At 55.9% G+C, this 18,231-nt stretch carries 24 protein-coding genes; 9 read left to right on the forward strand and 15 right to left on the reverse strand.

Features of this window, described 5'->3' with window-relative positions; translation table 11 throughout:
* Window positions 1-296: 296 nt before the first annotated feature.
* The 8 genes from ACWHXT_RS11890 to ACWHXT_RS11925 all read right to left on the reverse strand — a co-directional run bounded on the left by ACWHXT_RS11890 (window position 297) and on the right by ACWHXT_RS11925 (window position 6,810).
* The gene (locus ACWHXT_RS11890; RefSeq protein ID WP_447955984.1) at window positions 297-1,301 is read right to left on the reverse strand and encodes a hypothetical protein; all 1,005 of its coding nucleotides are present in this window, start codon (window positions 1,299-1,301) and stop codon (window positions 297-299) included.
* Between the two features lie 489 nt (window positions 1,302-1,790).
* The gene (locus ACWHXT_RS11895; RefSeq protein ID WP_447955985.1) at window positions 1,791-2,117 is read right to left on the reverse strand and encodes an HAD family hydrolase; all 327 of its coding nucleotides are present in this window, start codon (window positions 2,115-2,117) and stop codon (window positions 1,791-1,793) included.
* A 156-nt stretch (window positions 2,118-2,273) separates the two neighbouring features.
* Window positions 2,274-3,890: an ABC-F family ATP-binding cassette domain-containing protein gene (locus ACWHXT_RS11900; RefSeq protein WP_447955986.1), complete on the reverse strand. Its 1,617-nt coding sequence runs from the start codon at window positions 3,888-3,890 to the stop codon at window positions 2,274-2,276.
* Window positions 3,891-4,078: 188 nt separating this feature from the next.
* Window positions 4,079-4,294, reverse strand: coding sequence for a hypothetical protein (locus ACWHXT_RS11905; protein WP_447955987.1), 216 nt, complete (start codon window positions 4,292-4,294; stop codon window positions 4,079-4,081).
* 55 nt (window positions 4,295-4,349) lie between these two features.
* Window positions 4,350-4,862, reverse strand: a complete 513-nt coding sequence (locus tag ACWHXT_RS11910) for a GNAT family N-acetyltransferase (RefSeq protein WP_447955988.1) — start codon at window positions 4,860-4,862, stop codon at window positions 4,350-4,352.
* 51 nt (window positions 4,863-4,913) lie between these two features.
* Entirely contained in the window at window positions 4,914-5,090 is a 177-nt protein-coding gene (locus ACWHXT_RS11915; protein WP_447955989.1) for a hypothetical protein, read from the reverse strand.
* A gap of 35 nt (window positions 5,091-5,125) precedes the next feature.
* The gene (locus tag ACWHXT_RS11920; protein WP_447955990.1) at window positions 5,126-5,392 is read right to left on the reverse strand and encodes a DUF2442 domain-containing protein; all 267 of its coding nucleotides are present in this window, start codon (window positions 5,390-5,392) and stop codon (window positions 5,126-5,128) included.
* 68 nt (window positions 5,393-5,460) lie between these two features.
* Window positions 5,461-6,810: a carboxylesterase family protein gene (locus ACWHXT_RS11925; protein WP_447955991.1), complete on the reverse strand. Its 1,350-nt coding sequence runs from the start codon at window positions 6,808-6,810 to the stop codon at window positions 5,461-5,463.
* A 244-nt stretch (window positions 6,811-7,054) separates the two neighbouring features.
* Between ACWHXT_RS11925 and ACWHXT_RS11930 the strand changes: the two genes are divergently transcribed.
* The 3 genes from ACWHXT_RS11930 to ACWHXT_RS11940 all read left to right on the forward strand — a co-directional run bounded on the left by ACWHXT_RS11930 (window position 7,055) and on the right by ACWHXT_RS11940 (window position 8,858).
* Window positions 7,055-7,399 carry a type II toxin-antitoxin system RelE/ParE family toxin gene (locus ACWHXT_RS11930; protein WP_447955992.1) on the forward strand — a complete coding sequence of 115 codons (345 nt, stop codon included), beginning with the start codon at window positions 7,055-7,057 and terminating at the stop codon, window positions 7,397-7,399.
* Window positions 7,400-7,409: 10 nt separating this feature from the next.
* Window positions 7,410-7,712, forward strand: a complete 303-nt coding sequence (locus ACWHXT_RS11935; RefSeq protein WP_447926521.1) for a helix-turn-helix domain-containing protein — start codon at window positions 7,410-7,412, stop codon at window positions 7,710-7,712.
* Between the two features lie 177 nt (window positions 7,713-7,889).
* A complete protein-coding gene (locus ACWHXT_RS11940) occupies window positions 7,890-8,858 on the forward strand; it encodes a zinc-binding metallopeptidase family protein (RefSeq protein WP_447955993.1) in 969 nt (322 codons plus the stop codon).
* A 58-nt stretch (window positions 8,859-8,916) separates the two neighbouring features.
* On the opposite strand, the gene ACWHXT_RS11945 is transcribed toward ACWHXT_RS11940, so the two are convergent.
* The 3 genes from ACWHXT_RS11945 to ACWHXT_RS11955 form a co-directional block, all read right to left on the reverse strand.
* Window positions 8,917-9,348 (reverse strand): GNAT family N-acetyltransferase, encoded by a 432-nt coding sequence (locus ACWHXT_RS11945; RefSeq protein ID WP_447955994.1) that lies wholly within the window; start codon window positions 9,346-9,348, stop codon window positions 8,917-8,919.
* 40 nt (window positions 9,349-9,388) lie between these two features.
* Complete coding sequence (locus ACWHXT_RS11950; RefSeq protein WP_447955995.1) at window positions 9,389-9,703, reverse strand: hypothetical protein; 315 nt, start codon at window positions 9,701-9,703, stop codon at window positions 9,389-9,391.
* Window positions 9,704-9,796: 93 nt separating this feature from the next.
* Window positions 9,797-10,552, reverse strand: coding sequence for an ArsR/SmtB family transcription factor (locus ACWHXT_RS11955; RefSeq protein ID WP_447955996.1), 756 nt, complete (start codon window positions 10,550-10,552; stop codon window positions 9,797-9,799).
* A 71-nt stretch (window positions 10,553-10,623) separates the two neighbouring features.
* Between ACWHXT_RS11955 and ACWHXT_RS11960 the strand changes: the two genes are divergently transcribed.
* Window positions 10,624-10,971 carry an NIPSNAP family protein gene (locus ACWHXT_RS11960; RefSeq protein ID WP_447955997.1) on the forward strand — a complete coding sequence of 116 codons (348 nt, stop codon included), beginning with the start codon at window positions 10,624-10,626 and terminating at the stop codon, window positions 10,969-10,971.
* Window positions 10,968-11,315 (forward strand): antibiotic biosynthesis monooxygenase family protein, encoded by a 348-nt coding sequence (locus tag ACWHXT_RS11965; RefSeq protein WP_447955998.1) that lies wholly within the window; start codon window positions 10,968-10,970, stop codon window positions 11,313-11,315. Before ACWHXT_RS11960 ends, ACWHXT_RS11965 begins: the two co-directional genes overlap by 4 nt.
* A 15-nt stretch (window positions 11,316-11,330) precedes the next feature.
* Here the strand turns inward: ACWHXT_RS11965 and ACWHXT_RS11970 are convergent, their stop codons facing one another.
* Window positions 11,331-12,269 (reverse strand): LysR family transcriptional regulator, encoded by a 939-nt coding sequence (locus tag ACWHXT_RS11970; RefSeq protein ID WP_447955999.1) that lies wholly within the window; start codon window positions 12,267-12,269, stop codon window positions 11,331-11,333.
* A 98-nt stretch (window positions 12,270-12,367) separates the two neighbouring features.
* Here ACWHXT_RS11970 and ACWHXT_RS11975 point away from each other — a divergent pair, with 98 nt between their 5' ends.
* Window positions 12,368-12,859, forward strand: a complete 492-nt coding sequence (locus ACWHXT_RS11975) for a GNAT family N-acetyltransferase (protein WP_447956000.1) — start codon at window positions 12,368-12,370, stop codon at window positions 12,857-12,859.
* Between the two features lie 41 nt (window positions 12,860-12,900).
* On the opposite strand, the gene ACWHXT_RS11980 is transcribed toward ACWHXT_RS11975, so the two are convergent.
* A complete protein-coding gene (locus tag ACWHXT_RS11980; RefSeq protein ID WP_447956001.1) occupies window positions 12,901-13,287 on the reverse strand; it encodes an NUDIX hydrolase in 387 nt (128 codons plus the stop codon).
* A gap of 174 nt (window positions 13,288-13,461) precedes the next feature.
* Here ACWHXT_RS11980 and ACWHXT_RS11985 point away from each other — a divergent pair, with 174 nt between their 5' ends.
* Window positions 13,462-14,292: an AraC family transcriptional regulator gene (locus tag ACWHXT_RS11985; protein WP_447926536.1), complete on the forward strand. Its 831-nt coding sequence runs from the start codon at window positions 13,462-13,464 to the stop codon at window positions 14,290-14,292.
* A gap of 39 nt (window positions 14,293-14,331) precedes the next feature.
* On the forward strand, window positions 14,332-14,946 hold the full coding sequence (locus tag ACWHXT_RS11990) for a LysE family translocator (protein ID WP_447956002.1): 615 nt from the start codon (window positions 14,332-14,334) through the stop codon (window positions 14,944-14,946).
* A gap of 28 nt (window positions 14,947-14,974) precedes the next feature.
* Here the strand turns inward: ACWHXT_RS11990 and ACWHXT_RS11995 are convergent, their stop codons facing one another.
* Complete coding sequence (locus ACWHXT_RS11995; protein ID WP_447956003.1) at window positions 14,975-15,442, reverse strand: 2TM domain-containing protein; 468 nt, start codon at window positions 15,440-15,442, stop codon at window positions 14,975-14,977.
* A gap of 320 nt (window positions 15,443-15,762) precedes the next feature.
* Here ACWHXT_RS11995 and ACWHXT_RS12000 point away from each other — a divergent pair, with 320 nt between their 5' ends.
* Window positions 15,763-16,497 (forward strand): SDR family oxidoreductase, encoded by a 735-nt coding sequence (locus tag ACWHXT_RS12000; RefSeq protein ID WP_447956004.1) that lies wholly within the window; start codon window positions 15,763-15,765, stop codon window positions 16,495-16,497.
* An 89-nt stretch (window positions 16,498-16,586) separates the two neighbouring features.
* Here the strand turns inward: ACWHXT_RS12000 and ACWHXT_RS12005 are convergent, their stop codons facing one another.
* On the reverse strand, window positions 16,587-18,104 hold the full coding sequence (locus ACWHXT_RS12005; RefSeq protein ID WP_447956005.1) for a Fic family protein: 1,518 nt from the start codon (window positions 18,102-18,104) through the stop codon (window positions 16,587-16,589).
* Window positions 18,105-18,231: the final 127 nt, after the last annotated feature.

An 18,231-nucleotide genomic window follows, 5' to 3' on the forward strand; every position in this document is an offset into this window, starting at 1 on the left:
AAGTCTGGGTTAGTGATATAGAAATCATTCCTTAGAGTTGCTCAATACAAAATTAAGAGGAATTTTTTTATACAAATCCTAATTTCTATTAACCTAAAGTAAGTTGTAGCTTTAGGGCGCGCTTTATATAAAAACATCCTCATCAATAAAACACTCTAAAAAATTAGCCACATATTAACTTTTGAAAACTCTATTAACCAATCAAATATTCAACAAAAATCAAGCTAAGCTTCCACTAACTAAAGACGATGAAGCTAAATCAATAAAATTTAAAAATTCTAGCTCTACCAAAAATACTAACTTAAAACAACATTTGAAAACACCGATGACGCAACACCAATCAAAAATGTTAAAGCCAAATAGCCTAATGAAATTGTAACACTAGATCTAAAACTTGAAGAGGAATCCTTAGCCAATTTAACATCTGCTCCTGAAAGCTTTATGTAAGATAATTGATAAATTTTGTCCAAATGCTTTTCAGATTTCTGGCCAATAAAATTCCCCAACCTTAGCAAAACATAGTTTAACAAAATGGCAAGCAAAACAAACTTAGCAGTTGATTCAGAGCTAGGTGCTTGAAAGAAATCATTAAGTGCATTATAAGTGTAATAAGCTCCAACTACGAGAAGTCCGTATTTGCAAATCGCTGGTAAAAAATTCGAAAAAGGTCTGATTTTCTTTAAGGCATAATTCATTTCGGTTACTTCAAGACAGTCATTCCAACTTTTAATTACCGACATAAAAGCATTTGCAACAGAAATATCTACAAAATCAATTGAAGCACGACATGTGACTTTACTTTCAAACTGCCACATTGGTATAGAAACTGGCAAATTCTCAATATCTTTTTTCATTTTCTCAAGTTTAGCGCACCTAGATATTAAACTTATATTGATCCGGTATTCTTGAGGCTTTTCAGTTTGAGGCAATATAACCAAAATATTATAACTTATATTAACCTCCTCAATAGCTATACCTTTCGAACCAGCATGTGCCACGAAACGCTCTATAGAACTAAATCTTTCGCTCGATTCATTAAGATACTCAATAGAGAACGACGCATTAGCTGTAGCAACATTATACTGCGAAGTAGATTGTAATATACGGTGATGTAACTGCTGAATATTATCCATTGTCAGTATAAAAGATGAGTTAAAATCTTCTTTTAGCCTTTCTGACCTCCCTGTAATCTCGTTATAAAAAGCTTGAGCAAGTTTAAAACTCATAGCCTGCTGAGAACCTTCATCACCCAAAATCACTTGCTTTTTATTTTTATCTTCATTTACTGGCAGATTATCCATAACAACTCCATTATAAACTCATCATCAAGATTAGAAATATATAAAAATTATTTCTTAGTAAAATTTATGACAAAGTGCAGTATTGCTTAACCTCCTTCTTTTAAGGAGGTTGATACAAATAGCTTACGATTATTGGCGCAACCGCTCACTCAATGCGATAAAGTTACCTAGCACTAAACCCCACTCCTCCTCTGCCTTCAAGTAATTACAATGATACGGCCCATACTCAGTTTGCCGAGTTACAAATACCGTTTTGAGTCCCAAGCCACGGGCGGCACGAAGGTCAGTATTATGCACCGCACACAGCATCACCGGCAGGTTTAGCAGGCCACAAGCGCCCAAGTAGACTTCCGCATGCGGTTTGTAGTGCTCGAACAGCTCAGCGCAGAAGATCATATCCCAAGGCAGCTTAGCATGGCGAGTAAGATCGACTATCAACGTAACATTACCATTGGTCAGGGTGCTGATGATGTAGTTCTCTTCTAGGCGTTAAAGGCCGCGCGGTACGTCCGGCCAGGGTGTCAACCGGTGCCAGAAAAGGTTAACGCGATCGATGGTTGGCTCGTCCAGCGCTACCCCGTGTTGGTCAAGCAGTTTGACCAGGCTTTCGCGGTGCAGGTCATCGAGCTTAGTCCAGGGGAGTTCGCCTTTGCGTACCTGGTCCATGGAAGGCGCGTATTGCTGCCGCCATTGATCGGTCAGCGCCTCGCGGGGTAGCTCTAAGCCCAGCTCTTTTTCCAGCGCCTCGAACTGGCGGATCAAACTGGAGCGCCAATCGACCACGGTGCCAAATACGTCGAACAGGATCGCTTTCATTACCGCCTCCGCTGAAGGGGAACGTCGTTATGAGTTCTGGCCGTTGCACGGCGCTCAGCATGCGTTAGTTACTTTACCCAACGCCTGGAAAGAACAGTAGTACCTTTAAGTATTATGAGTGATAGGGCGCTGGCAGTGAGGGGCACAGGGGAAAGGTCACACCGGCGTTAGTTGCCAGCCTTGCTCCGTCGCTTGCAAATAGTCCGTGAGCGTAAGGTTTTCGAGAAAGGCGTCGTCGTGGGAGACCACCAGCAACGTGCCCTGGTAGCTGCGCAGCATGGTTTCCAATGCCTGGGTGGAAGGCAGGTCCAGGTGGTTGTTGGGCTCGTCCAACATCAATAGCTGGGGCGGCGCGTCGGCGTAGAGCAGGCACGCGAGCGCTGCTTTCAAGCGTTCACCGCCACTCAGCACGCCGCTGGGTGTGGTGATTTTCTGCGCATCCAGGCCAAGCTGGGCCAGCAGCATGCGAAGCTCACCGTCACTCGCTTTACGGTTGGCCGCCCGCAGCTGGTCGAATACGGTTTGGGTCGGATCAAAACGATCAAGGCGCTGGTCGAGATAGGCGTTTTGGGGCGTGACCTGGCAGGTGCCCGATAAAGGCGCCACCAGCCCGGCCATCACCCGCAGCAGCGTGGATTTACCGCCGCCATTCGGCCCCACGATGCCGATTCTCTGCGGCCCTTGCAGCGTCAGGCTAATGTGACGTGTGGCCCCCGCAACGAAGGGGAGTTCTACCCTTTCCAACTCGGCCACTCGGCGATTCGTGCCCCGTGGCAGTGCCACTTCATGCAGGGCGATGGGCACTTCGTTTTTGACCTGGCGGGCGGCTTCGCGTACGCGCTGGTTGAGCTCTTCGCGGCTGGCGGTGTGCTGTTGGCGTAGTGCGCCCATGGAGTGTTCACTGCGCTCTTTCTGGCCATCGAGCAATACCTTGGCCTGGTTGGCGCCCTTGGCCTGGCGGCTATCCCGCGCCTGGCGTTTCTCCTGGCGCTCGCGCTGCTTGTGCATGGCCCGCTCTTCGCGTTGGCGTGCTAGCTTGTGCTGGCTGAGCCGGGCCTGCGCCGCTTGCTGCTCGCGCGCCTTCGCCGCGCTGTAGAAGGTGTAGTTGCCACCGTAGCTTTGTAGCCCCAGCGGGGAGAGCTCCACGATCCGCTCCATGGCGTCCAGCAGCTGGCGGTCGTGGCTGACCACGATCAGCCCCTTCGGCCAGCGCTTTAGTTGCTCGATGAGTGCCTGCCGATTGGGTCGGTCGAGGTGGTTGCTCGGCTCGTCAAGAATCAGAAAGTCCGCTTCTGATAGCATGGCGCCGATCAGAGCGACCCGCATGGCTTCGCCACCGCTCAAGGTATCGGCGGGGGTACGGGCTTCGAGATACCCCAGGCCGCTGCGTTCAAGCTCAGAACGCAGCCGCTGGGGCATGTCCCAACGCTCATCCACCGTCTCGAAATCCTCAAGCGCAGCGCTGCCCGCTTCGATTCGTGCCAGCGCATCAAGCGTTGTGTGTACACCGGCAAGCTCCGCCACGGTCGCGTTTGCCGAGGGGGCGGCAACCTGCTGGGCAAGGTAGTGCACGTTGGCAGGAAGCTGGCAGTGGCCGGTGGTCGGCGGTAAAAGCCCCGCCAGCATTTGCGCAAGCACAGTCTTGCCCACACCGTTGCGCCCCACCAGGCCCGTGGGGCGGCTATCGAACTGCTCATGAAGGTCGGTAAAAAGCGTTCTGCCATCCGGCAAAACGCAGGAGACACCGTTCAAGGTGATAGAAGTGTTCGTCATGTGGTATTCCCAGGATGCCAAGACCTCCCCGCGTTTAGGGGCTGGTGGAGACTGGCCGTCATTGCAACGGCAGGCATCAATGGTTCATTGGACGAACACCTTTATGAGATATGGAACATCTTGCGGGTTTGGGCACGTTAGCCAATGATGATTACGAGTGTCAAATGCGGGCATTCGCGCGCAGCCGCTTAGCCCACCACGTTGATACTCGGTGATTCACTGCCCACTTGGCGGTGGTGCTCGGCGTTGACCATCTCGGCGAACTGATTGCCGCTTTCGACATGGCGAATGTGGATCTCGCTGTCCTTGGTATAGCGGTGGCCAAGGTGCACCGTATAGGAGCGAAGCGTCCAGCTGACAAAGTTGGTAATGAACACTGCGCTGTCCAGGTCGCGCCACTTCATTTAAAGGCAGCGTTCTTGTTTGCATAACGAGATACTTAGAAGATTACGCTGACGTTCATGACCTAATCACAAATGAGCGGCAGCGGGTGTTATTGATCTTCTTTACGCCTTCATCCTGCATGCCTATCTTCATGGCAACCTGAATCGACCCAAGGTTTGCCTGATCAATGTCGGCGACCACTTTGGAAAGCGCCAGCGTTTCGCATGCATGTTTTAGCACAGGCCTGGCGGCCTCTGTTGCAAAGCCCTTTCCCCAAGCAGATCGACTGAACCGCCAGCCAATTTCGGTTTCAGGGCCGACTCCCTCATAAGGAATCAGAAGTATCCATCCAAGGAATTGGTTTGGGTGCTCGCGCAGGAATACAGACCAGTAGCCGAGACCTTCGCCGAAGTCGGTTTCTATCCGCTCTCTTACGAAGGCTTCATGACGTTCAGGATCATCCCAAGGACCTGAAACGAACTTCGTAACCTCTGGGTCGCGGTCCATCGCCAGGCAATCTGGAAGGTCTGCGAGTGTTCGAGGCTTGATCGTCAGGCGTTCAGTATCAAACACAGGTAAAGTCGTCATTAGAGGTCCACTTGAAGCGCCAAGCCGGGGTAGAAACGCAAACGCATTTTTTTATGCTTGCCACCACTCTACTACCCCCGGCTCGATCTTGCCTTTATCCGGCAGCTGCCCACCCCGCGCAAACTCCGCCCACAGCTTGTTGTTCAGGCGTTGGCCGTGTTCGAGCAGCGTGGCTTCATCCACGTGTTTGACGATATCCGCGTACTGCCAGCTGGCGGGCTCGACCATGTAGTAGCGGTATATCGACGCCGTAGATAGTGATGCTAGCCACGCGGGATAGACGATGTTTTAACCTGCTGGCTATGCAAACTCTTAAGAAGTTCCGGCGCTAAATCGGCCCCGTTTGGCCAAACAATCGTTTCAAGTTCAGGGTCCAACGTGAGTTCTCGGAAAAATGCCATATCCTTTAGCGGCTCAAATACAGGACCGCTCAAGACGCCATCAAGGTCCACTTGACCGGATGTCCCATCATCAAAGGCAACCCATATCTTGTAACCCGTTACGTACTCCACAGATTGGATATGCAGCATGATTCACTCCAGCGGTGCAATGTTGTTGGATAATCATACCTTCAAGTCTATACAGCAACAGAACAGCGTTATTGGACCTGCCACCACTCTACTATCCCCGGCTCGACCCGGCCTTTATCCGGCAGCCGCCCATCCCGCGCGAAATCCGCCCATAGCTTGCGCAGGCGCTGGCCGTGTTCGAGCAGCGTGCTTTCATCTACGTGTTTGACGATATCCGCGTACTGCCAGCTGGCGGGCTCGCCCAGTAGTAGCGGTAGGTCGATCGTGTGGGCGGCGCCAAACGGCGTGCGGCCCTTGTTCCAATCAAGCCGGTACACAAAAGCATGCCCGCCGGCTTGAGCGTGGCGACGGGCAAATTTAAGCGCGTCGCGCTGGTATACCTTGCGCGTGGTGGCCGCCACCATCGCCCGGCCGATAGCCTCCCCTACCAGCGGCGTGTGGCGCAGCCGCGTTAACCTTGGCGACATGACCAGAAACAGCGCGGTTTCCTCGGCGGTGGTGCCAATGAACACGTCGAATTTTTCCGCCGCGCGGCGCCAGGCCTGGTCGATGTCGGTTTCAGCAGGCAGCGGGTAGTGGCCGTACTGGGTGCCAAAGGGCATGGCCGCCTTCATGCCAAAGCCGCGGGCGGCCTCGGCTACTTTCGTTTGCACGCGCAGCACTTCGTCCAGCGGCGCGTCACTTTTAAGCTCAGCGGCCTTCTTGCCCATTTTGGCGGTCATCTTTGCGCGGCCCCGGCTAATACCCAGCGGCGCGCTCTGGATGATCGCGCGCTGAAAAAGCCCCTCGACGCCCTCGGCAATCATAAGGTGCGCCGCCGCATCGCCCCCGGCGGAGTGACCGAACAGCGTGACGTTACAAGGGTCGCCGCCCATGGCGGCAATGTTGGTATTGATCCAGCGAAGCGCGGAGATCATGTCCAGAAGCCCCAGGTTGGCGGGCCGCCCTGCGTAGCCGCCCAGAAACCCTAAAAGGCCCAGCCGGTAGGTAATCGACACCACGATGACATCCTGCTCAAGCGCCAGCGGGCGTACATCGAACACCGCCAGATCCCCTGCGCCAAACACATAAGAGCCGCCGTGAATCCAGACCATGACCGGGCGCGGCGCGGTTGATGCGCTCTCCGGCACGGTAACCGACAGGTGCAGCGCGCCTTCGCTTGCGTGAAACTCGTCGGCGGCCACACCGAGCGCTTCGTTGAGCTCTGGAATCGTGTTTTGCGGCGCCGCTGGCGCCCACCGGGTGGCATGAATCGGTGCGGTGGCAGGCGGCTCATCGGTGGGTGGGCAGAAGCGCTCGGTACGGGCGTAAGCAATGCCCGTGGCTCGAATGACGCCACGATCATACCAGCCAATGATCTCCCCGGCCGGGGCTTTAAAACGGGGCGCGTCCTGCGCGGTCGATTCGGCGTAGTCCATGAGGGTCTCTTGGCTTTAAAAAACAAGGGCAGCATAGCATTGCCACGACACCCAAGTGGATAAACCGCCCAAGTGCTCGGTTGAGCACTTGGGCGATCCGCTGAATACAACAGTGGTGGCGGCTTGAAACGTACTTAAGCCTGGGTTTGAAACGGTAATGGGTAAGGAGCTTGCTTACTGCTTAAATACTTGCCAATAGGTTATTGCCTATATAGCATATAACCTATTAAATTCCGAGGTACTCATGTGGCCGATAGAGCAAACAGACACCTTTGAAGCGTGGTTTTTCTCGCTTGAAGAAGCTGACCGGGAGAATGTCCTGGCCTCTCTTCTTCTGTTACGCGAACGGGGTCCTATGCTCTCGCGACCTCATGCTGACACGGTGAACGGCTCGCAGTTTTCCAATATGAAAGAACTGCGCATACAGAGCGGTGGCCGCCCTATCAGAGCATTCTTTGCGTTCGACCCAAAGCGTACTGGCATCATTTTATGTGCTGGTGATAAAGGCGGAAACGACAAGCGCTTTTACGATGAAATGATTCCAGTCGCCGACAAAGAGTATGCGGCGCATCTGGAAACTTTAAAGTGAGGTAGTCCCCATGGCACGCAAACTTGAAGACTTGCTGGCAAAAGAAAAACCAGAGATCGTTGCCGCTGCTGAGGCGAAGGCGAGCGATATGCTATTTGAAATCAGGCTGGCTGAAATTCGTCTGCTGGCAGAAAAGACACAAACTGAAATCGCCGATGCAATGGGTGTCCGACAGCCAACCGTTGCAGGGCTTGAAAAGGTTGGCCAGGATATGCGTCTTAGCTCTCTTAAGCGCTATGTCGAAGCATTGGGCGGCCGCGCCCGAGTGGATATCGAGCTACCCGACGGCAGTCATCATGAGTTCCCTATATAATTAATTTTTATGCAGTTTCTTTAGCCAAACCACTTTTTGACTAACTGATGGTTTGGCCTTCACCCTCCCTGCCCATTGAAGCAATCTCTACAGCAGGCGTTTGAGCAAAGAAGTCATTGGACGCACTCGCCCAACACCGCCTAGACTCAAGACTCCTTTATTGAGAGTGCTTCGCCCATGCGCGTTTTCTCTAATCCGGTCGGTGCGGGTTCGCTTTGGTTCGATAACCTGGTGACCGCCGATGGTATCCCGGTGGCCTACGACCCGCAGGCTCGGGCGTTCATTCCCATGCCGCCGTTTTGCGCCAACCGCGAGGTGATTGGCTGTAACTGGATTGCCGCGCAAAAGGGCCAGCTCTGCCGCGCCTGCGCGATGACCGCCGTGGCGCCGGACCCGACCATTCCCAACGCCATTGCCAACTGGGCGCAAACCGAAGCCGCCAAGCGCTGGGTGATCGACAACCTGGGCCGTTGGAACTGGTTTCGTACGGAAGACCCGGGCGCGCCGCCGGTGTTCCACCTGCTGGCCGAAGGCAAAAAGCCGGTGATGATGGGCCACGTGGATGGCGTGGTGACCATCAGCATCGCAGAGGCCGACCCGGTGCTGGTGACCACCCGTCGTGAAGCGCTGGATGAGCCTTACCGCACCATGATTGGCCACATGCGTCACGAAATCGCCCATATGCTTTGGTGGCGGCTGAGCCTGCGTGAAGACTTCATGAACGAGTTTCGCGAGATGTTTGGCGACGAACGCGCCGACTACGGCGAGGCGCTCAAGCACCACTACAACGAAGGCCCGCCGGAAGAGTGGCGCACGGATTTCGTTTCGACCTACGCCTCGGCCCACCCCCACGAAGACTGGGCGGAAACCGTCTCGCACATTCTGCACCTGACCGATATCACCGACAGCTTCGTGTCATCCGGCATGGATTCGCCGGAACTGCCGCGCGATCACAAGTGGGACGCCTACGCCGAGCCGGACGCGGAGCGCTTGATTCACATCGCAATGGCCCTGATCGCCGGGGTTAACCACGTCAACCGCGCCATGGGACTTTCGGATGTGTACCCCTTCATGCTGACCGAAACCACGCTGCAAAAGCTGATCTTCGTGCACGGCTGGCTGCGCCGAGGGGCTCAGGGGCTGTAAACGTGGTTTGAAAAGCGTTATAACGCCAACGCCCTGCCTTTAACGGCGGGGCGTTTTATTAGGCGTTGGGCCCGGCACCGTTGATGAACGAGTAGAGCGAGATATCACTACGAAACTCCCAGCCCAGGTTTTCCCAAAAGCGCTTACCGGCGGCGTTATCCACCAGCAGCATCAAATGCGACTTGTGAATGCCCTCCTCTTTCAGCCCATCCAGGCAGCGCTTTACCAGCGCCCGGCCAATGCCCTGCTCACGCTCGCCGGGCGCGACGCACAGGTGCTGGATAAACCCGCGGTGGCCGTCGTGGCCGCCCATGATGGTGCCCACCAGTACACCATCACGCTCGGCCACCACGCTCAGCCCCGGGTTGCGCTCAAGGTAGCGCGCAATGCCCTCGCGGGAATCCACTTCGCGTAGCCGCACGCCCGGCGTTTGCTGCCAAAGCGCCACGGCGGCGGCGTAATCGTCGAGGGTCATGGGGCGGTAGTGCATCGATCTACTCTCGTTCGTTCGTGGTCAAGAAAGGCCGCGCTTAGAAGCTGATACCCAGGCGCAGCGCCTGAAGGCCATCGAGGGTCACACTGACCTCGTCAGAAAACACCGGGTGTCCTTCGATTCCCAGGTTCAGTGCCGCTTGCGAGCCACGATAGCTCACGTTCAGCGTTATTTCCGTCGAGGTACTCACCGGCGCCCAAAGCCCGTACTCGACGCTTTCCACATTCACGCCGGAGAGCCCGCGCTCATCGAGCGCCTGCTGCACCTCCTGCTTCACGGCGTGGCCGTAGTAGAAATAAACGCCCGCATACCCCAGTGCCAGCACCACGATCAGTGAAATCAGCTTACCCATGAAAATCCTTTCAAAATTGCCGCACTTGGCGGGCAGAGGGCGACGATAATGGCGAGTGTAGGTTAAACAAACAAGCAAAACGGGGCCTGCGTGTTATTCAAGTCCAAGGGCTAACGGCGTTACCGTTTCGTGGGTAAACGATTGCTCTGCCCTGGCCGATTGCTCATCGGGCAGCGCCAAAGTAGCCCAAAGTGCTTTTTCACCGGCTTCGCTGAACGTGATGATGCGCGATTCATGTTCACGTCTCGCCCAGCCGAGCGCCTGGATGCGGGTCAGCAGCGCGCTGCCCAAGGCGCCTGCCAAGTGGTGTCGGCGCTCGCTCCAGTCAAGGCAGGTTCGACATAGCGGGCGCTTGGCGCGGGCAAGAATGTCGGCGTCGATGCCCCACTGCATAAACCAGCTGCGACCCTGGTCGGTAAGCGTTAACCCGTCCGTATGCGGCTGCAAGATAGCGGCTTGCAGCATCCGCTCGTACATCGCCACGCCCAACTCCCCCGCCAAATGGTCGTAGCAGATACGCGCCTTACGCAGTGCCGGGTCGCGCGGGCCGGTAAAACGGGGTGTGCTCTGGCTTTTAAACGCCAGGCCCATCAGCGATTCGAGAAGACTTGCCAACTCTGGGCCCGCCAACCTGAAATAGCGGTGGCGGCCCTGCTTTTCCACCGCGAGCAGCTCGGCCTCGAGCAACTTGCCCAAATGAAAACTGATGGTCTGTTTGGTGACCCCGGCGGTATCCGCAAGCTCCGTGGCGGTTAACGCACAGCCGGACATCAGCGCCGAAAGAACTTCGGCTCTGGTGTTATCTCCGATAAGCGCGGCAACGCGCACGATGTTGGGGCCTTCACTCATGGTTCGATTCTAATCGAACCATCCTGGGTCAACAACGCGGTATCGTTCTTGCGACTTCCAAGGAGAACGCCATGACGATTACCTGCATGATTCGCTACGAGATCGACCCTTTCCAGCTTAGTGCTTTCAAGGAATACGCCGAGAACTGGGGCGAAATCATTCCCCGCTGTGGCGGCCATCTCATCGGCTATTTTCTGCCCCACGAGGGCACCAATCATGTTGCTTGGGGATTGGTGGCCTTCGACAGCCTGGCGGCTTACGAAGCCTATCGCGCAAGGCTTCAAGAGGACGACGCCGGGCAGACAAACTTTGCCCTGGCGCAGACCCGACGCTTCATTCTCAAGGAAGAACGCAGCTTCGTCGAAGCGGTACCCGGGACGCTTGGCATAAAACCCAGGGATGCCTGGAGCGCGCTATGATCGCCGTCCTGTTCGAAGCGCTCCCCCACCCGCACCGTAAGAATGATTATTTAAACGCCGCCAGCGCCCTGGCCCCGCACTTGCAGGAGGTCGACGGTTTTATCTCCATCGAGCGCTTCGAAAGCCTTGCCCACCCGGGTAAGGTTCTGTCGCTCTCGTTCTGGCGCGATGAAGACGCGGTCAAGCAGTGGCGCACGTTCGAGACCCACCGCACCATTCAGAAAGCCGGGCGGGAAGCTATCTTTGCCGACTACCGGCTGCGCGTTGCGGCGGTTATTCGCGATTATGGAATGAACGATCGCCGCGAGGCCCCCGTGGATTCAAATACCGCCCACCTTCTCTAATCACGAACGCCGCTCTCAGCCTGTCAAATCCGCATCATTACTCTGCAGTGCGGCCAGCAACTGTTCGCGTATCCATTGGTGGCCAGGCTGGCCGGCGTGACGAACGTGAAAAAGCGCACGCAGCGTGTAGCCTGGCATCTCGAAGGGGACGTCGTGCACGGTGAAAGGCACCGAAGCTACCCACTGCTGGGCGGCTCGGCGTGGCAGCATGAACAGATAATCGGAACGCGCGAGGAGATAGGGCGCGGCCATGAGGCTCGGCAACTCAACGGCGACATCCCGCTGGAGTCCTTGCCGCGTCAAAGCGGCGTCGGCCACGCTAGTCGCATCATTCCAGGGCAGGACGGCGATATGCCGCTCGGCCAGATACTGTTCGAGCGACAGGTACTCATCGATGCGTGGATGACCCTGGCGGGCGATTACCACATAGTCATCCGCCAGGCAGTCCAGCGCTTCGATACCCTCAGGCAGCACCGACTGCCCATGGGAGACGCTCAGCGCGAACTGAACTCGCCCTTCGCGCAGATCGTTGAGCGATTCGCGGTGGGCGGCGTGGATGATCCTAAGATGCAACCAGGGCGCAAGACGCTCCAGCCGAGCGACCAGCGGAGGTAACAGAGCGTAGGCGGTATAATCGGTCGCCGCGAAAGTGAAGGTTTGTACGCTGGTAGCAGGCACGAACGGCTCTGCCCCCACGAGCCTGTCCGACAAAAGATGCAGCGCTTGCGCCACACCACCGGCCATCCGTTCGGCCTGCGCCGTAGGTTGCATGGCGCTGCCGGTACGAACAAAGAGCTCGTCGGCGAGTGCATCGCGCAGGCGCGATAGCGCATGGCTGCAGGCCGACGGGCTCATGGCAAGCTCATCGGCCGCCAGCGTCACGCTGCGGCGGCGGTACAGGGCATCGAAGACCAGTAGCAGGTTCAGATCGAGACGGCGAAGAGTGGAGTGCATGGCGTGCATCACTGCTTGAATAGAATGCAGGGCATACATCTTTGATTTTCTTTATCCTGTTGTCAACGAATCAAACGGAACACCAAGGAGCCCACCTCATGAATCAACCCGCCCTGCGCACCGCCACGCCCGCCGATGCCGACCGCTGCTACGAAATCGAGGCCGCCGCCTATGAGGGCGACGAAGGCGCTACAAAAGAGAAGATCGCCACGCGCATCGCGCAGTACCCGGAGGGGTTTCTGGTCATGACGCTGGACGAAGAAGTCATCGGCTTTATCAACAGCGGCTGCGCGCATGAGGTCGTCATGTCCGACGAGGCGTTCAAGGAGCTGGTGGGTCACGACCCCGCCGCGCCTAACGTGGTCATCATGTCGGTGGTGATCGACCCCGCCTACCAGGGCAAGGGCTACGCCTCTACCCTGATGCGCGCCTTCGTGGAGCGCATGAAAGGGCTTGGCAAGGAAACCATTCACCTGATGTGCAAGGAGCACCACGTCGAGCTCTACCGGCGTATGGGGTATCGCTACGTCAAACCCTCCGATTCCGACCACGGTGGCATGGCGTGGCACGAGATGATGATGGCGTTATAAAGGCGCGTGCCACCGCTATGAGCCCATGGCGAACAGCGCCGCTACCGGTTAGCGACGCGCCGCCACGCATCAATGGAGCGAACGTAGCCCTTGGGTAAGTTGCCGGGTAAATCATCGACAGGAAAAGTATCGATTTTGGCATGTTCATGGCTAACCCGCGGCTCAAAGCCGCCCACCAGCCGACAGCCATAGGTCACGATGAACACGTGCTTGCCGGGAATGACCTCGAACAGGTAGCTGTCGATAATGCCCTGAGCGACTACCTCGACATCCAGCTCCTCTTTGAACTCTCTCGCCATACACTCAGAGGAGCTCTCGCCGACTTCGATACGACCACCGGGCAACTCCCACTCGTTGCGATCATTGAGCGCCAGCACGACCTCACTTGAGGGCAGTAGCAAGACGCCTTTAATGGAGACTGGAAACATGCTTTTCCTTGTTATCGATCAGTTAGCCTTGTTGGATACGGCATAGCGCCAGGCCTGACGCCATCCCACTGGCCGTACTCGCCCCTTCAAGCCTCATCGATTGAGCAATTATGTACAAGCACAGAATGGCCATGCTGGCTTAAGCTAGCGGGGTAACGCACCAGGGAGCGCGCCATGCCTAACGCTAGCCAATTTCAGTTCATCAAGAGCCAGCACGTGCCGGGCCTGACGGTGCTGCACGCGGCGCTCGACGACTTTCGCTACGACCGCCACGCTCACGAAGAGTACGCCTTCGGTGTGACGCTTTCCGGGCGCCAGGATTTCTTTAGTGGCGGGCAGTTTCACAAAAGCCCGCCGGGCAACGTCATTGTGTTCAACCCCGAGGAAGTACACGACGGCCAGCCCGGCGGCGAGCACACGCTGGGTTACCTGATGCTGTACGCCGACCCGGCGCAGGTGAATCCGCTGTTTGCCGAGGTGCTGGGCCGCCATACCAGCGCCGGCTTTCGCTCCCCCAATACGCTCATTCAGGATACCCGCTTGCGCGGCGCTATCATGGAACTGGCGCGGCTGGTGACCCGTAACGTAGGCAGCGCCATCGACCAGGAAAACGCGCTTTACCAGATCGTGGAGCGAAGCGTGCAACTGGGCGGCGCGCCGTCTACCGATACGCTCACCACACGCCCCGAGGCCCTGCTGACTCGGGCGAAGGCGTATATTCACGCCCACCTGGAACGGGATATTTCCCTCGATGAAATAAGCCAGGCGGCGCATCTTTCCAAGTACCACTTTTTGCGCCTGTTTCGAGCGCATTACGGCATCACGCCGCACCAGTACGTGATCAGCTGCCGCATCAACGCCGCCCGCGCGGCGCTCGCCCAGGGCGTTTCGCTGAATGAGGTCGCCCTGCGTTTTGGCTTTGCCGATCTCAGCCATTTCATCCGCCGCTTCAAGCGCATTTACGCCGTGACGCCCCACCAGTACCAGCGCGACATTGTCCGCTAATCACTGGCCAAACGACCGACCACCGCACGAGGTTTTACCATGCTGGGAATCATTGCCTACGCGCTGGGCGTCATGTACACGCCCGGGCCCGTGAATCTGCTCGGCTTGAATATGGGAATCAACGGCCAGGCCAGGCGCTCGGTCGGCTTCTGCCTGGGCGTGGGCAGCGCCATGCTGGTTTACCTGTTGGTGCTGGGCTGGGCAGGGGCTGCATGGATCGACGACCAGGCGCTGGTGGCGGTTAGCGCCCTGGGCTGCGCCTACATATTGTACCTTGCCTTCAAAATCGCCCGCGCCAGCGAAAAGCTTGAAACCGAGGCCGCTACCCCGCGCCTTTTGAGTTTTCGCGACGGGCTTTTCATGCAGCTACTCAACCCCAAGGCCCTGGTCGCCACCCTGCCCATCACCACGCTGCAATTTCCCGCAGCGGGTATTCAAGGCGCTAGCTTGGCCGTCTGGGCGGTAGCGCTCGCGCTGCTGGCCGCCGGCGCCCCGGCAAGCTATATGCTGGCGGGCCAGTTGATCGGCCTACGCATCCAAAGCCCTGGCGTCGTGAAGGGCTTCAACGGGGTCATGGCCGGGCTTTTGGCCGCCGTGGCACTATCGATCGGGTTCGAGCACGTGTGGCTGCCGCTTGCTACTTCGATCAGCTAGCGAAACGGAGCAGTCGAGAAGAAGCAGCTTACAGCTTTCTGCCCAGCCTCTTCTCGATCTGTTTTTTCTCCCACTCCGGCCCGAAGAAGTTCAGTACTTCAAAAGCACTCAAGCCATGGCTGATAATGCCTATGCCCCACCCCATGGCCGGCCACCATGCCCACATATACCCCGTTCCACTGACGAGATTAATGACAAACAGCAGTGAGATGATCAGCACGTAAGAAATAAGATGGGCATAAAAATCCTTGATGGCCCTTACCTTTTCTATAACGGATTTCTCATTGTCGGTTAGTGTGATTTCGCTGTTCATTTCGGGTTCTCTCTCGAGGTCTGCGACATTGATTTCAAATACAGCAGCCAAGGATTTAAGAGACTCAAGCCCCGGTTTATGCCCGCTCTCTATTCGCTGGATGGTTCTAACGCTCAATCCACTGAGTTGAGACAACTGATCCTGGGACCAACCACGCTGCAACCTGAGTTTTCTAACGATCATTGTGTAATCCTTGCTGCTGTTCCAGAAACCATCATCGAAGCCGATAGCGCTTCCAACAACGTCACCAACACGACAGCGGCCTGACAGTTTATTATTTTCAATAGTTTACTTTGGAAAACTCTTTGAATACGCGGGCCAGATCTTGCAGGCGGGCGCGTTCAGACATGGGGTGTCTATCGTTTAGATAACGCTAAAACGCCTGTACCTGCAATACGCAAATCAGGAGAACCACGTGGCGATGGCATCGAGGTAATGGTAGTGAAAGGTTTTTCGCCTATGCTGCTACTCATGCCTTCCCCATGCGCTCAATGGAGCACGCAATGCACGATCAAAAAGTAGCCCTGGTCACCGGTGGCTCGCGCGGTATCGGCGCGAGTATTGCCAAAAAGCTGGCCAGTGATGGCTTCGCGGTGGTCGTTAACTTCACAAGCAACACCAAGGCGGCGGCGCAGGTAGTCGAGGAGATCGAAGCCAGCGGTGGCCAGGCCCACGCCGTTCAAGCGGATATTGCCGATGCCCAGGCGGTACGCGCGCTGTTCGATGCAACGCTTGCCCAGTGGGGGCGCCTCGACGTGCTGGTCAATAACGCCGGCATCATGCGGCTCGCCCCGCTGGCCGAGATGGACGAAGGTGACGTCGACGCGCAGATCGATACCAACCTGAAAGGCTCGATCAACACCCTGCGCGAGGCAGCGAAACACCTGGAAGATGGCGGTCGCATCGTTAATTTATCGACCAGCGTGGTGGGGCTTAAGCTCGAGAACTACGCGGTGTATGCCGCCACCAAGGCGGCGGTGGAAACCCTAAGTGCGATTCTAGCCAAGGAGCTTCGCGGGCGCAGTATCACCGTGAACGCGGTGGCCCCCGGCCCCACCGCCACGGATCTTTTCCTGAAAGGCAAATCCGACGAGCTGGTCGAGCGGCTGGCGAAAATGCCACCGCTCGAGCGCCTCGCCGAGCCCGAGGATATCGCCAATGTGGTCGCCTTTTTGGCCTCCCCGGCCGGGGGCTGGGTGAACGGGCAAACGCTGCGTGCCAACGGCGGCGCTATTTAGCTTACCGCCTCCTCTTCCCGGCAGTGTTTAACGCTAAAAACTGACACGCTGATGATTGCTTTTATCAGCGTGTCAGCTCAACAAATGATCTATTCTCGTGTATCAGCAGCCTTCTCACTATCTGCGTATTCTTCAAGTACGCGCTTCGCTTCGGCTTCGATCGCTTCTAGCGCATCATCGGGTACCTGATAGCGAAACTGTTTACGGCGGTTATTTGAAAGGCGCCCGTCGTTACTCAGGCACATCATCACAAGGCGCGCCAAGTCGCTACCTCGAATATCATAGGTTTCGTTTATTGCTGCATAAACGCGATCAAAACACGCCAAATAGCGTGTTTCCGTTTTTAACTCATCTTCCAAGGCAGCTTTTGCCATTTTTAGCGTGAACGCCACCGCGGGTGTAGCATCCCAGTACCGGTAGAGCGCATTCAGGCCCTGGTAATTAAAGTGGTATTCATCAGCATCTATCCACCTGACTCGCCAGTATTCGCGAGCTGGTTTCGAAAATTTCTCCAGTGCACTCAGGTAATCATTTTCATGGCGCTTCATGGCCACTGAAATGGGCAACAGATTGTCATGATAGAGCCCGCCCATCCGGCACAGCGTGTGGTGTATCAGAAAGCGTGAAATACGTCCGTTACCGTCCATGAAAGGGTGCAAAAAGACGAAGCCAAAGGAGAGTATCGCCGCAATCACCAGCGGGGAAACACCCTTTTCAGCGTCATGCTCTGAGCATTGATTTGCCCAGTCCATCAGCGCCTTCATTAACGTATGGCAAAGGGTGGGCGGTGGCGGCAGGTAGCTAACACCTAGTGCTCCGGATGAGCCGTTGTGCAGGTAGTTTTGCTCATGTCGAAATGAAGCCGCTTTATCGAAAGCATTGTTGATAGTGCTGTTTTGCAGCTCCACAAGATACGTTTGTGTCAGCGGCTTAAGCTCATGAGCCTGGCGAAGAAGCTGCATAAAGCGCTGCTGCTTATCCGGCGTGGGCGATTCTCTTTCAATGGCAAACGACGATTGCGTTTCACTCAGGTAGGCCCACTGAATCGCGCGGTCCAACATTCCCGGGGGCAATGAGTCCATGAAGATGGATGCTTGAGCCAGAATGTCTTCTTCAAGCAGTCCAGCAATCTCGGGCGTACGCCGCACGGTGGCACAATAATCGAGCGTTCCCAGTCCATTGAAATCGATACGCCAGCGGCTATCGCGCACCGTGGGCCCGGTAATGTAGCGGCCGGGATCAAACAGAGGCACCGCACGACCGCTTACAGCAATCTCGAACGGCAGTGGTTTGACCATCGCCTCGTATAAATAGCCTAACTTTCTTAAATAGATGCCGTTGGGAGAGGCGTGCAGCGCGTCTTGAAGCGGCTTAACTGACAAGTGGGGCAAGGCACCGGCCAGAATGGCCAGATTGATACCTTCGTGCTTAAGGGCGAAAAGTATGTGGTTAAGTAACGAGGCATCAGGAGCGCGCACGGCAGGCACCGCTATCTCTTGTTCCAAAAACATAATGCGCGTAACAGGGCGCACCCTGGCAGGATACTCAGGCGGGCATACGGCCAGATTCAAGTACTCATGAAGGTATGCATAGCCTACCGTTTTCATTGCAGAGCATCCCAAAACCAAAATATTTTGTTCACTTCAACAAGAAAATATTCAGCAAGCAACTAAAACCATTTTTTTTATTAACCCGCACGGCATAACGACACCGTTATTGTTCAAACAACCGCCT

This window comes from Vreelandella halophytica (genome assembly GCF_968193635.1).

What these genes read in the sequence shown, in the direction of transcription:
- ACWHXT_RS11890 (WP_447955984.1), bottom strand. Translation starts at nt 1,301, where the DNA reads ATGGATAATCTGCCAGTAAATGAAGATAAAAATAAAAAGCAAGTGATT.
- ACWHXT_RS11895 (WP_447955985.1), bottom strand. Translation starts at nt 2,117, where the DNA reads ATGAAAGCGATCCTGTTCGACGTATTTGGCACCGTGGTCGATTGGCGC.
- ACWHXT_RS11900 (WP_447955986.1), bottom strand. Translation starts at nt 3,890, where the DNA reads ATGACGAACACTTCTATCACCTTGAACGGTGTCTCCTGCGTTTTGCCG.
- ACWHXT_RS11905 (WP_447955987.1), bottom strand. Translation starts at nt 4,294, where the DNA reads ATGAAGTGGCGCGACCTGGACAGCGCAGTGTTCATTACCAACTTTGTC.
- ACWHXT_RS11910 (WP_447955988.1), bottom strand. Translation starts at nt 4,862, where the DNA reads ATGACGACTTTACCTGTGTTTGATACTGAACGCCTGACGATCAAGCCT.
- ACWHXT_RS11915 (WP_447955989.1), bottom strand. Translation starts at nt 5,090, where the DNA reads ATGGTCGAGCCCGCCAGCTGGCAGTACGCGGATATCGTCAAACACGTG.
- ACWHXT_RS11920 (WP_447955990.1), bottom strand. Translation starts at nt 5,392, where the DNA reads ATGCTGCATATCCAATCTGTGGAGTACGTAACGGGTTACAAGATATGG.
- ACWHXT_RS11925 (WP_447955991.1), bottom strand. Translation starts at nt 6,810, where the DNA reads ATGGACTACGCCGAATCGACCGCGCAGGACGCGCCCCGTTTTAAAGCC.
- ACWHXT_RS11930 (WP_447955992.1), top strand. Translation starts at nt 7,055, where the DNA reads ATGTGGCCGATAGAGCAAACAGACACCTTTGAAGCGTGGTTTTTCTCG.
- ACWHXT_RS11935 (WP_447926521.1), top strand. Translation starts at nt 7,410, where the DNA reads ATGGCACGCAAACTTGAAGACTTGCTGGCAAAAGAAAAACCAGAGATC.
- ACWHXT_RS11940 (WP_447955993.1), top strand. Translation starts at nt 7,890, where the DNA reads ATGCGCGTTTTCTCTAATCCGGTCGGTGCGGGTTCGCTTTGGTTCGAT.
- ACWHXT_RS11945 (WP_447955994.1), bottom strand. Translation starts at nt 9,348, where the DNA reads ATGCACTACCGCCCCATGACCCTCGACGATTACGCCGCCGCCGTGGCG.
- ACWHXT_RS11950 (WP_447955995.1), bottom strand. Translation starts at nt 9,703, where the DNA reads ATGGGTAAGCTGATTTCACTGATCGTGGTGCTGGCACTGGGGTATGCG.
- ACWHXT_RS11955 (WP_447955996.1), bottom strand. Translation starts at nt 10,552, where the DNA reads ATGAGTGAAGGCCCCAACATCGTGCGCGTTGCCGCGCTTATCGGAGAT.
- ACWHXT_RS11960 (WP_447955997.1), top strand. Translation starts at nt 10,624, where the DNA reads ATGACGATTACCTGCATGATTCGCTACGAGATCGACCCTTTCCAGCTT.
- ACWHXT_RS11965 (WP_447955998.1), top strand. Translation starts at nt 10,968, where the DNA reads ATGATCGCCGTCCTGTTCGAAGCGCTCCCCCACCCGCACCGTAAGAAT.
- ACWHXT_RS11970 (WP_447955999.1), bottom strand. Translation starts at nt 12,269, where the DNA reads ATGCACTCCACTCTTCGCCGTCTCGATCTGAACCTGCTACTGGTCTTC.
- ACWHXT_RS11975 (WP_447956000.1), top strand. Translation starts at nt 12,368, where the DNA reads ATGAATCAACCCGCCCTGCGCACCGCCACGCCCGCCGATGCCGACCGC.
- ACWHXT_RS11980 (WP_447956001.1), bottom strand. Translation starts at nt 13,287, where the DNA reads ATGTTTCCAGTCTCCATTAAAGGCGTCTTGCTACTGCCCTCAAGTGAG.
- ACWHXT_RS11985 (WP_447926536.1), top strand. Translation starts at nt 13,462, where the DNA reads ATGCCTAACGCTAGCCAATTTCAGTTCATCAAGAGCCAGCACGTGCCG.
- ACWHXT_RS11990 (WP_447956002.1), top strand. Translation starts at nt 14,332, where the DNA reads ATGCTGGGAATCATTGCCTACGCGCTGGGCGTCATGTACACGCCCGGG.
- ACWHXT_RS11995 (WP_447956003.1), bottom strand. Translation starts at nt 15,442, where the DNA reads ATGATCGTTAGAAAACTCAGGTTGCAGCGTGGTTGGTCCCAGGATCAG.
- ACWHXT_RS12000 (WP_447956004.1), top strand. Translation starts at nt 15,763, where the DNA reads ATGCACGATCAAAAAGTAGCCCTGGTCACCGGTGGCTCGCGCGGTATC.
- ACWHXT_RS12005 (WP_447956005.1), bottom strand. Translation starts at nt 18,104, where the DNA reads ATGAAAACGGTAGGCTATGCATACCTTCATGAGTACTTGAATCTGGCC.